Origin of the sequence: Maridesulfovibrio ferrireducens (genome assembly GCF_900101105.1) — a bacterium.
Taxonomy (GTDB): Bacteria; Desulfobacterota; Desulfovibrionia; order Desulfovibrionales; family Desulfovibrionaceae; genus Maridesulfovibrio; species Maridesulfovibrio ferrireducens.
In genome coordinates this window covers 903,867-918,897 of sequence record NZ_FNGA01000001.1, presented here as the reverse complement: position 1 = coordinate 918,897, position 15,031 = coordinate 903,867, and the positions used below count along the sequence as shown (strand labels likewise).

Genomic DNA, 15,031 nt, shown 5'->3' with positions numbered 1-15,031 from the left:
TCGCATTCTCCTCAGTAGAAAGATTCTCATACGCAACATTCTCTTTTATCTAGGCTTATAATATGCCAATTTTACTGATAGCTGACAAGCGCGAGGTGCTTAAAAAAAGAAAGCCCGCCAAATTGGCGGGCTTTCTTAAATTCGTATAAAATAATTCTTTGAACCTAAATATAGGTTCTACAAGATTCTAATTTATCAATCCTAATGAAGCAGGCTTCCTAAACGATTCCAGCGTACAGAATCCGGTCCACCCCATGACCAATAAATAATCCAGGCCTTACCCAGAATATTATCACGCGGAACATTTCCCCAGAATCTGGAATCATTGGAGCCATCTCGATTATCACCCATTACGAAATATTCACCCGCAGGAATCTGACGAGGCGGCATATTATCGCGCAGCGTGGACACATGTGCATTATCAATAAACTGAGTATACGGCTCAACCAGCGGATTTCCATTCACAAAAACTTTCTTGTTCTTGATCTCCACAGTATCACCCGGAACACCGATTACTCTTTTGATATAATCTTTGCTGGTATCGCCCGGATATTTAAACACGATAATATCTTTATATTCAGGATCTCCCATCTCGATCACAACCTTTGAAGTAAACGGTATCTTCACTCCATAAGTAAATTTATTGACCAGAAGATGATCTCCGATCTGAAGGGTCTGCAACATGGAACCGGAAGGTATTTTAAAAGCCTGAACTATAAAAGTCCTTATAAAAAGGGCTAACAAAAGGGCTATAAAAAGGGCTTCAATATACTCTTTAAGGGTGCTCTGCCATCTGGGATTCATACTGTTCATCCTTATAAAATTCCAAAGTAAAACCTTCGGAAATAATCATTTTTTCGATCGGGACTAATCGTCTCCGGCCTTAAGTACTACAAGGAAAGCTTCCTGCGGAATTTCGATATTACCCATCTTCTTCATACGCTTCTTACCTTCCTTCTGTTTTTCCAGAAGTTTACGTTTACGGGAAATATCTCCGCCGTAACACTTGGCAATAACGTTTTTCCTGAACGGGGCCACTCGTTCTTTCGCAATAATTTTTCTAGCAATTGCAGCCTGAATTACAACTTCAAACATCTGACGCGGAATTGCTCTTTTGAGCTTCAAAGCAAGGCTTCTACCATGCGCATATGCTGAATCTTTATGAACAATTACTGAAAAAGCGTCAACAGGTTCAGTGTTAATCAAAATATCAAGTTTCACAAGATTCGAGACACGATAATCAATAATTTCATAATCAAGCGAAGCATAACCTTTTGTATGAGACTTCAATTTGTCAAAGAAATCATACATAATCTCTGCAAAAGGAACTTCGTAAGTGATAATAACTCTTGAAGAAGAAAGATAGCGCATATCCTGCTGAAGTCCGCGTTTCTCTTCACAAAGTTTGAGCACTGACCCGACATATTCATTTGGAACATGAATTTCCAAACGGCAATAAGGCTCGGAAAGAGATTCCAGTTCAGTTGCTTCCGGCATTTTACTCGGATTATCAATTTCAAGAACTTTACCGTTTATAAGCTTCGCCTGATAAATAACCGAAGGCGCTGTAGCAATCAGTTTAGCCTGAAATTCACGTTCCAGACGTTCCTGAATAATTTCCATATGCAAAAGCCCGAGAAAACCGCAACGGAAACCAAATCCCAAAGCTGTTGACGACTCCGGTTCATATGAAAAAGCAGTGTCATTAAGTTGTAACTTTTCCAATGCGCCTTTGAGAGGCTCGTATTCGGACGGTTCAACCGGATACAAACCGCAAAAAACCATCGCCTTAACTTCCTGAAACCCGGGGAAAGGCTCTTCAACAGGGTCCGAAGCAAGCGTGATGGTGTCACCTACAGGAGCATCATTAAGCTCCTTCATGCTGGCGCATAAAAATCCGACTTCCCCGGCACTGAGACTTTTTACATTCATTGCCTCTGGAGAATAAACGCCTAACGTTGTGACATCAAAAACCAGCTTGGAAGAAAAGATTTGAATCTTATCTCCCTTTTTAATTGTTCCATCCAAAATACGGAAAAGAACAACAACTCCCTGATACGAATCATACCACGAGTCAAAAATTAGGGCCTTGAGAGGTTTGTCGGGATCTCCGGTCGGCGCGGGAAGTTGAGTTACAACAGCTTCAAGCACCTGATCAACGTTAAGCCCTGTTTTGGCGCTTATCATAAGAGGATCAGAACAATCCAGTCCGATAATCTCTTCAATTTCCCTCGCAACTCTATCAACATCGGCACTGGCGAGATCAATTTTATTCAGTATAGGAATAATCTCAAGATCATTATCAAGAGCCAAAAAGACATTGGCAAGAGTCTGTGCTTCAACTCCCTGAGTTGCGTCAACAACCAGCAGGGCGCCATCTGAAGCCGCAAGACTACGCGAAACTTCGTAACTGAAATCAACATGCCCCGGAGTATCAATCAGGTTAAGAATATAATCCTCACCGTCCGCAGCTTTATAAGGAATACGGACACTCTGAGCTTTAATGGTTATTCCACGCTCACGCTCAAGGTCCATCTTATCCAGATATTGTGCTTTCTTCTCACGATCCCCGACAAGACCTGTTATCTCAAGGATACGGTCGGCCAATGTCGATTTACCATGATCGATATGAGCTATGATACTGAAATTTCTTATATTTGATATTTTTACCATACTAAAAACGGTCGACATTCATTCTACTGAAATGTCGGCTCCTTTAATTTTACGTTATTTTTCGCCACAAGATATGGCCTAAAGCGAGATCTTATTACGGCATTTGTCTCATACTGTCTAATACGGAATGCCCCCTCCAATCAAACAAAAGAAGTCCATAATAAAATCAACTTTGCCCAAATTCAAAAGAAAGCGGATTTAACTGGATAAATTTTGTAGGGAATTTCTTACAAAAAAAGGTTGATTGACCCATCAAATTATATTATTGATGAGATCAAGACCTCTAAAAAAATGCACTGACCTCACTATTTTTCAGATATAGCCTGCTAACATTTTTTCAATTATTGAAGAAACATTAATTTTCACATTCTTGCACCAAAATATAGCTTCAGCAGGCACAATTTATGATATTCAGGGATTAGACTTTACCTAATGCTCTCCCAGGAAGTGAGTGATTAAGCACTCCTGACTGCTGAGAATAGGCCGATATAGCTCTACTCAACCTGTAACCTGAGTTTTCTGGACAATATGTGGCGGATTCCCCGGAAAGAGCACATTGAGTTTGCGCAAGATAATTAGCAACATCTTGAACGTCACGCTCCTCACTCTGAGTTCGGGGATATGATTTTGAACGAAACTCCTGTGCGGCAACTTCTGCTTCACTGGGTTCAAATTCGAGGTCCTTTGCAGTGAAATTTACGCCCAGCTTACCTAAATTAAATCCGAAACTACGCGTTTTAACACGCGCCTGTACGCTTTCGACTTCAACGTCTGGCCGCACGGCCGCTCGCTGGGCATTTTCTGTATATAAATTTATACCTTGCGCTGCTATTCGCATACCATTCTCCACTAAAGAAACCGATCCACGCACACAAAAAAAGCCCGACTGCCTACAGAGGCAACCCGGCGTTCCTGCGGCATTGCCGCAATCATCCATGAAGGATACGTGGGATTTTCGGCTTCCATCCGTGGAAGCAGCTGAAAAGTTATTTCCTAGTAACTGATTTAAATATAATACGTTGAATCAGGTTTGGCAAGTGCAGCAAACGACTTAGTTCCTTGCTTTCCGGGGACCAAAGATTTATCTTCCCCTAAACTTAAGCGGTGTAGGAGACTATGAGCAACAAAATTCTTCAGAAAAAGGCATTGATCCCCGGACAAACAAGTCTGCTGGTTATTGATGCACCTCAAATTGCCAAAAAGGCAAAACCGGGAAATTTCGTCATTCTTCGTATCCATGACAAAGGGGAACGCGTTCCTCTTACTATCGCCGATACGGACCCGGAAGCCGGAACTATCACCATTGTTTACCTTGTCGTAGGTAAAAGTTCGGCTCTTCTTGAAACATTAAAAGAAGGCGACACCATCCTTGATGTCTGCGGACCTCTCGGAAAGCCCACTCACATTGAAAAGTGCGGCACGGTCATCTGTGTCGGCGGCGGAACCGGAATTGCCGCAATGCACCATATTGCAAAAGGACATCACAGAGCCGGCAACCACGTTGTCGCCATCGTCGGAGCACGCAGCAAAGACCTGCTCCTGTTCTGTGATGAACTGGGTGGATTCTGTCCTGAACTTCTGATCGCAACAGACGATGGAAGCACCGGACATAAAGGATTCGTCACCGAGGTTCTCCGTGATCGTCTGGAAAAAGACAAAAACGTAACCGAAGTCGTCGCCATCGGGCCTGTGCCTATGATGGAAGCCGTCGCTAAAGTCACAAAACCTTTCGGAGTCAGGACAGTAGTAAGTCTTAACTCTATTATGGTTGACGGCGTAGGTATGTGTGGAGCCTGCCGCTGCAACGTAGGGGGAGAAACCCGCTTTGCATGTGTAGACGGCCCGGAATTCGACGGACACAAAGTAGATTTTAACGAACTTAGAATGCGGCTTGCCCAGTATAAAAACCAGGAAAACGAATCAATGGATTTGTTCAGGAGCGAGCATGGTAAATAAAAAAAAGTTCAATCCGATCCGTACCCCAATGCCGGAACAGCCCGCGAATGTGCGTAACAAAAACTTCAAAGAAGTCGCGCTGGGTTACACCCGCGAACAGGCTATCGAAGAAGCAAGCCGCTGCATCCAGTGTAAAGTACCTCTTTGCCAGAAAGGCTGTCCTGTTGAAATCGACATCAAAAGCTTCATTGGGCATCTGGCCGCGGGGGATATTCCTTCCGCATATAAAGTACTCAAGCAGACCAATGCCCTGCCGGCAGTCTGCGGACGAGTCTGTCCTCAGGAAACTCAGTGCGAAGGTTCCTGTATTCTCGGCAAAAAACATGAACCTGTCGCAATCGGCCGCCTCGAAAGATTTGTTGCCGACACTTTCGACAGTGACTCCGCATGTGAAATGATCACCGGTGACACCGCATGTAGTCTGCCGAATGAACATGTTAAAGTTGCATGTATCGGTTCAGGGCCTTCCAGTCTTACCGTTGCCGGTTACCTCGCTGCTCGCGGTGTACCTGTAACAGTATATGAAGCTTTGCACGAAATCGGTGGAGTTCTTGTTTATGGAATTCCCGAATTCAGGCTCCCGAAAGCTGTTGTTGCCCGCGAAGTCGGAGCACTCTGGGCCAAGGGCGTAACCTTCCTTCCCAACTGGGTCGGCGGCAAAACCATTACTATTCAAGACCTTATTGATGACGGCTTCGATGCTGTCTTCATCGGTGTCGGAGCGGGCCTCCCCTGGTTCCTCAACATTCCCGGTGAAAACCTCGTCGGCGTTTACTCTTCTAACGAGTACCTGACCCGCATCAACTTAGGCCGCGCATACGACTTCCCGAACTACGACACACCTGCTCCAAGACCGCGCAATGTTGCAGTCGTCGGCGGCGGAAACGTTGCTATGGACGCAGCCCGCACAGCCCTCAGGTTAGGCGCGGAAAATGTATACATTACCTATCGTCGTACTCAGGATGAAATGCCTGCCAGACTCGAAGAACTTCATCACGCAATTGAAGAAGGTGTTCAGCTTGAGCTGCTCACATCTCCTATAGCCATAAACGGTGATGAAAATTCACACGTGAAGTCCATGACCTTACAGGTAATGGAACTCGGTGAGCCTGACGATTCCGGTCGCCGCAGACCTGTAGCGGTTGAAGGCAAGACCAGAGATCTCGAAGTCGACATGGTTATCCTTGCAGTCGGAACCGGAGCCAACCCAGTGCTTCTCGAAGCAACTCCGGGCCTCAATCTCAGCAAATGGGGCTACATTGAAGCTAATCCTGAAACAGGTGAAACTTCTATTCCCAACGTTTTTGCCGGCGGCGACATCGTCGGAGGTTCAGCAACTGTAATCTCCGCCATGGGCGCAGGTAGAAAAGCGGCTAAAACAATTGCCGAACGATTAAAAGTTGAGTTCTAGTTGAATTAAAAAGTAATTCGAAAGTCCCCGTCAGATCACTGGCGGGGACTTTTTTTGTGACTATATTAATAACATTGCCGGAAGTTAAAACTTCCTTTAATTCTTTATCAGATTCAACAAACCTGCACCTGTTAAAATATAAAGAACTCTTATGACTATAGATAAATTCGACTTTGATGCAACCTTGCTGACCATAAATTTTGCCACCCGGCTTTTGGCAATGGAACTAGACAAAGACACTCTTCTGGACCGCATTCTGGAAACATTCTGTGATATGGGTTCGTGCAAAGACGCCGCCATAATGACATATAATAGTGAAGGTAACCTGATAGTAGCGGCAGCTTCTCTTAATCATGAAAGAACTTTTCCTAACGAAAAAGTACCCATGACCAAAGCAATGGAAGAAGCCGCACAAAGCCGCTCCCCAGTCGCCAGACCAAAATGCAAAGACTCATTTTACCCACTGCCCGGTGACGACTGCGAAGCATGTAACGGAACATGTCTATGTCTTCCACTAGTCGGGTCACGTGACCTTGTTAAAGGTTTTGTCACGCTGCATCGCGAAAATGACAAACCATGGTCAATATCAGAACTGTTTCAGCTCGGCATAATTTCAACAGTTGCCGCCATAGCATACGAGAACTCTGAACTTTTCAGGCAGACAATAAAAGACAGCCTCACAGGTTTATACATGCGCCGTTACCTCTTCATAAGACTCGAAGAGGAAACCCAAAGAGTTAAACGCAGAGGCGGAGATCTTTCCGTAATAATGGTGGATATTGATCATTTCAAACTTATCAATGATTCTTACGGACATGCCGCAGGTGATGAAGCTTTGAAACAAGTTGCCAATGTTCTGCTCCAGAATTCCAGACGAGGCGCAGATATCGTATGCAGATACGGCGGTGAAGAATTTGCAGTACTTATGCCCGGCTCCAAAAAAGAAGATGCCATGGTAGTGGCGGAACGCATGCGGGCAGGATGCGAGGAGGCTAAACTACTAACTTCCGGCGGTGAATTTAAAATTACCTTGAGCGCCGGAGTAGCCAACTTGGACGAGTGTGATTTGATTTCCGGTGACACTATGATGCGGATTGCGGATAAACGGTTGTATGCGGCTAAGAAATCCGGACGAAACCGAGTTATTTTTGAGGGGTAAGAATCACGCGTTACAGCTTGAGTGACGAAGTAGGGGATCTCTTTTAAAGCTTTTCGATATTTTTAAGCTTGATCACTGTTCGCCCTTCGGGTTTTAATATTTCAAAATTATCAGCCCAATATTTACGAATCAATTTATCAAGAAGTCCCGAACTCTTTGCACATAGAAGAGCTTCTTCAATAATTGGTTTCAAATGGGCTTTTTGGGGACTTAAATAAAAAACAACATCTCGATTATATTCAAGAAGTAAATGAGGCTCGATCACCAGCGCGTCATGGGCCTTAACGTCATCGATGACTTCATTAAACCCACGGGAAAAATAATCCAGACCGCGCGATCTCTTCGCTATCATATTATAAAGACATCTCCAGTTCGCGACTTCTTGACACGGCAATTTATTTTCCTTCCAAACACCTGCATCGAAGCAGTTAGAACCGAGTCCCCCGACTTTGTTTAAATTACAAAAATCTTGCAACGTTTTAACGTCCTTGTAAGCATTCAAATCTTCAGCAGGAACTAATAGCACTCTTTTTCCAAACAGTCCGTTCGTAAGCGGAACTGGAATAGGAATATACGTCTTATCCCTCTCAGGAGTTCTGACAAGCCATAAAATATCTAGACAGCCACGGCTAAGCATTCTTAGCTCACGTAGATGAGGAAGATCAACAACCCCTTCTATAACAACTTCATGCCCTGCGTTAGTCAACGCTGTTTCAATCAATTCGTAATAATATTCATGAAAACCCTCCGAATAAGAAGGCATCCGTAAAGATATTTTATCCGCGCTGCAATCTACCGGCAAACAAAATATTAAAACAAAAACAATAGACAACAAAACTATTTTATTCATAAAAATCATTTTTAAACATACGTGAATGTTAATATTTATATAAATTGGATCTAAACATATATTATGCTCAAGACCTTCAAAAGGGGTAAGCGATCACTTAAGAAAACAACCGTATTTATACGCCTTAAGATCAGTTAATCAGCCAAAGACATTCAAAAAATCAAAACCACTTTATTAAAAGAATAACTCTTGGTATAAAAAAACATTAAATAGTCAACATTCTATTTTATTAACAAAAAATATATTATTTCCTCTTTTTGACTTTGAATGATTAGTTTGAATCCAATTCCAATTAGCGTTATAGAATATTAAGTTCATGAATCTTCACTCCATGGAGGGAGCGGATGCAGGCTTCACAGGATCACATTACAACTCTCGCAGAACAAGAAAAGAAATACGCTCATGGCGGCAACATCAAAAAACTTGCTGCACGGGCAGGATGTCCTTCGTCCGAACTTCTTGATTTTTCCGCAAATATAAATCCTCTAGGCCCACCGCCATGGTTGCAGCAGGTCATAGTCAACGCCCTTGATGAGGTAGACCGCTACCCTGATCCAGAAAGCGCAGAACTGACTCTTGCCGCCTGTCAAAAGCATTCCGTATGGCCCACCGAATGTATCGCCGGAAACGGAGCTTCCGAACTGATCAGCGCCATTACCCGCCTAGGTGGATTCAAACGCGCTGTCATTCCTGTTCCCTGCTATGTAGATTATGAGCGTTCCTGCTTAGTCGCCGGTCTTAAAACCGAACAGATTCCGCTTGATCCGCAAAATGGATTTGCGCCCGATTTCGATACTCTTTCATCCTTCCTTTCTGCATCCCCTGCGCTGGTATTTCTGGCGCAGCCCAATAATCCGACAGGCACGGCCTTTGATCCTGAAGATCTAAAAAAAATTGCACGCGCGCACCCTGATTCTCGCTTTATTGTTGACGAATCCTTCGCCGACTTTATTCCGAACCTCGAAAGACTCACGGGCAAACGGCCACCCAATGTCATTACACTTTTATCGCTGACTAAATTTTACGCCATTCCGGGACTGCGGCTCGGCCTTGCATTTGCTTCGCCGGACATCATCATGGAACTGAAAAACATCCTGCCATGCTGGTCCGTAAACCTGTTCGCTCAGAAAGTTGGGGTGAGATGTATACTAGATGAGGACTATGCTCGCAAAACGATCGAAACAACCACTCGTCTGCGTGAAGAATTAGTTCAAGGTATCGCGAAAATACCGGGAATACGGACCTTGCCTGCTCAGGCAAACTTCATGCTCTGTCAGGTTCAACGCGTCGGCATGGATGCAACAGGACTCATTAAACATCTTCTGAAAAATAACATTGCCGTGCGCCACTGCGACAATTTCGACGGACTCGATTCAACATATTTCCGTATAGCGGTCAGGACAGCAGAGGAAAACAACAAATTTATCGACGGTTTGCGCTCCTTTACAGGCATGGAAGTAGCATCCTCGCCCAAACCGAAAAAGACACCGGCTCTGATGATTCAAGGCACCTGCTCCAATGCGGGAAAATCCATTATTACGGCTGCATTTTGCAGAATTTTTCTACAGGACGGCTACAAAGTCGCACCTTTTAAAGCTCAAAACATGTCTCTCAATTCCTACGTCACTGACGAAGGGTTAGAAATGGGACGCGCGCAGGTGACACAGGCAGCGGCATGTAAACAGACTCCCGATGTCCGTATGAATCCTGTCCTAATCAAACCAAACAGCGACACAGGTTCACAAATTATTGTCATGGGTAAACCTGTCGGAAACATGAAAGTTCTGGACTACGTAAAGTACAAACCCACAGCTTTTGAAGCGGTTAAAAATGCTTACGATTCCTTAAGCACGGACCGCGACATCATGGTTATTGAAGGCGCCGGAAGCCCTGCAGAAATCAATCTCAAACAGCACGATATCGTAAATATGGCTATGGCGGATTATGCCGAAGCCAAGGTTATCATTACCGGCGACATTGATCGGGGCGGAGTGTTTGCCTCACTTGCCGGGACCATGGATTTAATCGATGCTCATGAACGCAAGATGGTTTGCGGGTTCCTGCTCAACAAATTCAGAGGAGATGCTTCACTACTCACTCCTGCACTGGATTTCACTCTCGACCGGACCGGAAAACCCGTGCTCGGAGTTATCCCGCACATTGATCATTTAGGATTGCCTGATGAAGACTCCGTTTCATTCAAACAGGATCTGAGTAAATCCGGCAGTAAAGGAAAACGTAGCGACTGCGTTGATATCGTCTGTATAGACCTGCCACGCATCTCAAATTTCACGGACCTCGACGCGCTGAAAGGCGAGCCGGATGTAAACTTGCGAATAGTAGACAACCCCAAAGACATCGGCACCCCCGATGCGATCATTATTCCCGGAAGCAAAAGCACCCTCTCGGATCTCGCACATATTCGGGAAAGCGGACTGGCGCAGGCTGTCTTAGATCTCAAAGGCAAATCCGCAATCATAGGCATTTGCGGAGGACTTCAAATGCTGGGCCAATACGTCAACGACCCGGATGGAATAGAATCGCAGGACGGAACAGCGGAAGGTTTAGGGCTGTTACCCCTCCAAACCACTCTGGCACAGGAAAAGACTCTGACCCGCACAAGCGGAACTCACGGGTTGAGCAAAATGGATGTCAGCGGATATGAAATCCATCACGGCAAAACCGAACCGCTAATGCCCACAGTGCGCGCCATGATCGTTCCAAAAGGGTCGACCGGGGCAGTACCTATCTCTAGAGTCTTAGGATTCGGATTAAAATCAGGAATGATATGGGGAACCTACCTGCACGGTATTTTCGATGCAGACGGATTCAGACGCTGGTTTATCGATTCACTACGCGATAAAAAAGGACTGCCCAAGCTTGAAACAATCCAAACCACCTTCGGAATGGAAGACGAATTGGACAGGTTAGCTAAAATCGTGCGGGAGAATGTTGATATGAAGGCTGTCTATAACGCGCTTGGAATGTAGAACAGCTATAGACTACATATCCCTACAACCCAAAAAAGTCATAAGCATTCTTAGCGCAAATTGCCCATAGCTCGTTCACGTCCATGCCTTTCAACTCCGCGACTTTTGCCGCAGTGAAGGCTACATATGCAGGCTCATTGCGTTTGCCGCGCCATGGTTCAGGGGTGAGGAACGGGCAATCGGTTTCGAATACCATTCTTTCTGCCGGAATAAACTTCACGGCCTCCTGTGCCTCTTCATTTTTCTTATAAGTGACCGGACCGGGAATGGAGAGATACCAGCCGTTATCGAGAATTCTTTTAGCTGTCGCCACATCCGAACCGAAGCAGTGCCAGAGCAGAGGCTTGCCGGACCAGCCGTAATCTTCCAGAACTTCAAGAGTTTTTTCATGCGCATCTCGGCTATGAATGACCACGGGCACATCAAGCTCATCCGCAAGCTCAAGCTGAGTGCGAAAAACTTTTTCCTGAACATCAGCGGGAACGCGGTCCCAATAAAAATCCAGCCCAATCTCACCCAATGCTTTTAAACGGCTGTCCGACTTAAAAGCATTCCGCATGGCCTGAGTATCAGCGTCTGTATACTGATCGGCGTCATTCGGATGAACTCCCAGCAGGAAAAAGACTTCGGGATAAGCATCAAAAAGACTGCGATTCGTCTCATAAGCCTGCGGTCCCAAAAAGACATTACCTATCTTCGCAATTCCGCATTCTTTGGCCCTTGCCATTACTTCGGGCAAATCTTCTTTAAAATCTTCCATATCAAGATGGGCATGAGTTTCAACGCCCGGAACATTAATGCCGACTGTCTGCGGCAGGGGTCTTACTTTATTCTTTTTTTTAGACATATTCTTCTAATATTAACTTTGAAAATTATCCCATATTTCGCGAACCGTTTCAGCCTGAATCTCCAGCGTATAGGAACGAACGGTTTGTTGCCCTGCCGCCAGTGCGCTGTCAAGAGCCGGGCCACCTTCGCGCCATAGATTAAGCGCCTTTTCAAGATTCAAAGCCGCATCCAGCACATCGGCATCAGCAGACCAGAATCCATTGCCGGACCACTCAACATCACGCAGCGGCCACCACGGTTTAAAAACAGCTCCTTCAAGCTGACGCATGTAATCCCACCCTCCGAAACCGGAAAAGCCTACGGGAATACAGCCGGACGCAAGAGCTTCAAGCGGCGGAAGCGGACATCCTTCGGGAAATCCGGTCACCAGAAATATATGACTGGCACGTAAAGCTTGAGCCACGCCCTGTGCATCCATGTTAGCGATTTCGACCCAGCGGATATCACAATTCGGATTACGGGCCTCAAAGATAGACTTGATCTGACTGACCAGCGCTTTATTTTTGCGGGGCATGTAGGCAATTCGTAACGGACCGTCAGCCATGCTTTCAGATGGATAAAAAAGATTTGTATCTATAGCGGGCCTGAGTATGGGCGAAACTGTGGACAGAGTCTGCTGCATAAACCACTCAACCGGATGCGATACAGCCAAGAACGAAACCGGCAGATTCCGCCATGAAACGCCTTCCGGCAAAGATGAAAAAAGATATGCCCAGTTCTGACAATAAACAACGCACTTTGCCCCGGCATTAAGACCCGGAGCAAGACTGTTCACCCATCCTTCGGGCACTAGCCAGAGATCTTCCTTGCCGAGTTTTACATCATCCCACATGACAGGATCAGGATCTCCTTCCAATAGAGGAGGCATCCAACTGCCGGATTCACGCAAAACAAGACGCACATTCTTTCCCTGACGGGCAAGGATAGAGGCTATCTGACAAAAAACAGTAATGCCACCGGTAGGCTTTCGGACAGGCGGTATAAATATATATGTATTCATAGTTTTTCCATGCCCGAACATAACCCCAAAAATAAGGATTTGAAAAGTACGAACTAGGTACAATCCATTGCAACCGGTTCGCGATAAATAAACCATTTTTCCTTAATCAGAAAGATGACTTCCTAACGCAAGACATGTTACCTAGTCTCTGTGAAAAACGAAAACTCATATCTTGTCAGCGGACTTCTAAATCAGCAATTCCTTCTGCCGGACCTCCTCGATGAGATTCCTGTGGGCATTGCGATTCTTGATGTCAACGGCAAGATCAAAATAGTAAACCGCACATGGCAAACCATAACCGGGGCTGAGCCGGACTCAATAACCGGACTCAAATGTATGCTCGGCCTGCGATGCGATTACTGTTTCAAAGGCTGCCCGATAATGTCGGGCAAGACAGATTTCGACGCAATTGCAACTGATGCCGATATTATTGACAGGTCACGTATCAAAATTCCTATCAGGCTGACCATATCCCCCCTTTTTTCAAACGACAAAAAACTCTCGGGATTTGTAGAAACAATTCAAGATATCCGGCAGGTTGCGGAACTGAGCAGCAGTGCCAGCAAGGCATATTCACTCGGGGGACTCGTCGGCACAAGTCCACAAATGGTAAAAGTTTTCAGCATGATTCCGAGCATCGCGGGTACGGATTCATCTGTTCTTATCACCGGAGAAACAGGTACAGGAAAAGACGTGCTTGCCGAGGCACTGCACAACGCATCGGATCGCGCAGGATCTCCGTTTATTAAAGTTAACTGCGGAGCTTTGCCGGAAACACTGCTTGAATCAGAACTGTTCGGACACGTCAAAGGTGCTTTTACCGGAGCACATGAAAATCGCCCCGGACGTATCAAATTGGCTCATAACGGTTCATTTTTTCTAACAGAAATAGGCGATCTGCCTCTAGCTCTTCAAGTCAAACTGCTCTCTTTTCTGGATGATAAAGAAATTTACCCACTGGGAAGCTCAAAAGGATTTAAAGCAAACGTGCGTATAATTGTCGCGACCCACCGGGATTTGAAACAGATGGTCCTCGACAAAACTTTCCGCGCAGACCTGCTTTTCAGACTCAATGTGGTCCACCTCCATTTACCACCGCTTAGAGAACGCGGAGAAGATATTCTTCTGCTTAAAAATCATTTCCTGAAAGAATACTGCACAAAATTTAACAAAAAAATCAGAGGCTTCACAAAAAAATCCGCCAAAATACTTCTTGGTTATCACTTCCCGGGCAATGTCCGTGAACTGCGTAACGTTGTTGAATATGCTGTAAACTTCTGCGACCGGGACTGCATTGGGGCAGAACATCTTCCAGCCTATCTCACCGAACAGGACATTTTGCGCCCTGTAATAGAATCGGCAAAAGTATCTTCAGAACTCCCCCCTCAAAAAGAGTATAGCCCTGCCGAGAGCTGGGACCATGCGGAAAAAAGAATGATTATCGAAGCCTTGATTAAAAATGGTGGACGAAAAGCCGATGCAGCCAAATCCCTTGGCTGGAGCAGGTCCACATTCTGGCGAAAAATGAACAAACACGCCATTAACGGGTAAGCTGATGGATATAAAACTGCTCATTCCACTATTCAATGACGAAGTAGCCCCGCGCTTTGATCTGGCTACAGATGTTCTATTGGTAAAAATCAGATCCACAGGTGAATACGACGAACGAATTGTTGTCCTTCCTCAAGCTTCTGCCGACGACCTGTGTGCCCTTGCAACCTCCGATCATGCCCACACTATCATCTGCGGTGGAATCGATAACGAACACTATCAATACCTTATCTGGAAAGGCATTAAAGTGCTCGACAATGTAATAGGTCCGGTAAAAGTAATCCTGAAAGCCCACAAAGCCGGGACTATCACAGCGGGATCTAATTTTTATTCTTTCTAAACGGCCTCACCCCTAACTCCCTATATCTCCAATAATATTTTCACACATGACACTACCACGTTTCTTTTTGTTTCAAAACGAGTCACTCATAATGTTTCATACAGTTTCAAACTGTTTCAACAAAAAATAATCAAATTTCTTCCGCAACACTTAAGAACCTGTTATGCATTGGTTATTTTCTTATGGCATACAGAATGCTGTTATAACGCGAACGTTGCAAAAACCGAATCCCCGGTGAGCAGCTAAAACCAA

General features: G+C 45.2%; 12 protein-coding genes. 6 read left to right on the top strand and 6 right to left on the bottom strand.

From position 1 onward, the window contains the following. Positions 1-201: 201 nt before the first annotated feature. The 3 genes from lepB to BLT41_RS04110 form a co-directional block, all read right to left on the bottom strand. Entirely contained in the window at positions 202-804 is a 603-nt protein-coding gene (gene lepB, locus BLT41_RS04120; RefSeq protein WP_092158508.1) for a signal peptidase I, read from the bottom strand. 63 nt (positions 805-867) lie between these two features. Then, positions 868-2,673, bottom strand: coding sequence for a translation elongation factor 4 (gene lepA, locus BLT41_RS04115; protein ID WP_092158826.1), 1,806 nt, complete (start codon positions 2,671-2,673; stop codon positions 868-870). Positions 2,674-3,091: 418 nt separating this feature from the next. Next, entirely contained in the window at positions 3,092-3,511 is a 420-nt protein-coding gene (locus BLT41_RS04110; RefSeq protein WP_092158506.1) for a hypothetical protein, read from the bottom strand. 278 nt (positions 3,512-3,789) lie between these two features. Here BLT41_RS04110 and BLT41_RS04105 point away from each other — a divergent pair, with 278 nt between their 5' ends. The 3 genes from BLT41_RS04105 (at position 3,790) to BLT41_RS04095 (ending at position 7,199) form a co-directional block, all read left to right on the top strand. After that, on the top strand, positions 3,790-4,629 hold the full coding sequence (locus BLT41_RS04105) for a sulfide/dihydroorotate dehydrogenase-like FAD/NAD-binding protein (RefSeq protein WP_092158504.1): 840 nt from the start codon (positions 3,790-3,792) through the stop codon (positions 4,627-4,629). Next, positions 4,619-6,040, top strand: coding sequence for an NADPH-dependent glutamate synthase (gene gltA / locus BLT41_RS04100; protein WP_092158502.1), 1,422 nt, complete (start codon positions 4,619-4,621; stop codon positions 6,038-6,040). Before BLT41_RS04105 ends, gltA begins: the two co-directional genes overlap by 11 nt. 151 nt (positions 6,041-6,191) lie before the next feature. Then, a complete protein-coding gene (locus BLT41_RS04095; protein ID WP_092158500.1) occupies positions 6,192-7,199 on the top strand; it encodes a sensor domain-containing diguanylate cyclase in 1,008 nt (335 codons plus the stop codon). A 43-nt stretch (positions 7,200-7,242) separates the two neighbouring features. On the opposite strand, the gene BLT41_RS04090 is transcribed toward BLT41_RS04095, so the two are convergent. Next, a complete protein-coding gene (locus BLT41_RS04090; RefSeq protein WP_139167324.1) occupies positions 7,243-7,962 on the bottom strand; it encodes a hypothetical protein in 720 nt (239 codons plus the stop codon). A 431-nt stretch (positions 7,963-8,393) separates the two neighbouring features. On the opposite strand from BLT41_RS04090, the gene BLT41_RS04085 reads away from it, so the two are divergent. Continuing rightward, positions 8,394-11,039, top strand: a complete 2,646-nt coding sequence (locus tag BLT41_RS04085) for a cobyric acid synthase (RefSeq protein WP_092158496.1) — start codon at positions 8,394-8,396, stop codon at positions 11,037-11,039. A gap of 22 nt (positions 11,040-11,061) precedes the next feature. Here BLT41_RS04085 and BLT41_RS04080 read toward each other — a convergent pair whose 3' ends face one another. Next, entirely contained in the window at positions 11,062-11,886 is an 825-nt protein-coding gene (locus BLT41_RS04080; protein ID WP_092158494.1) for a TatD family hydrolase, read from the bottom strand. A gap of 12 nt (positions 11,887-11,898) precedes the next feature. Continuing rightward, positions 11,899-12,888 carry a glycosyltransferase family protein gene (locus BLT41_RS04075; RefSeq protein WP_092158492.1) on the bottom strand — a complete coding sequence of 330 codons (990 nt, stop codon included), beginning with the start codon at positions 12,886-12,888 and terminating at the stop codon, positions 11,899-11,901. A gap of 150 nt (positions 12,889-13,038) precedes the next feature. Here BLT41_RS04075 and BLT41_RS04070 point away from each other — a divergent pair, with 150 nt between their 5' ends. Both BLT41_RS04070 and BLT41_RS04065 read left to right on the top strand, forming a co-directional pair. After that, positions 13,039-14,439 carry a sigma-54 interaction domain-containing protein gene (locus BLT41_RS04070; protein ID WP_092158490.1) on the top strand — a complete coding sequence of 467 codons (1,401 nt, stop codon included), beginning with the start codon at positions 13,039-13,041 and terminating at the stop codon, positions 14,437-14,439. A 4-nt stretch (positions 14,440-14,443) separates the two neighbouring features. Next, positions 14,444-14,779 (top strand): dinitrogenase iron-molybdenum cofactor biosynthesis protein, encoded by a 336-nt coding sequence (locus BLT41_RS04065; RefSeq protein WP_092158488.1) that lies wholly within the window; start codon positions 14,444-14,446, stop codon positions 14,777-14,779. Positions 14,780-15,031 lie beyond the last annotated feature (252 nt).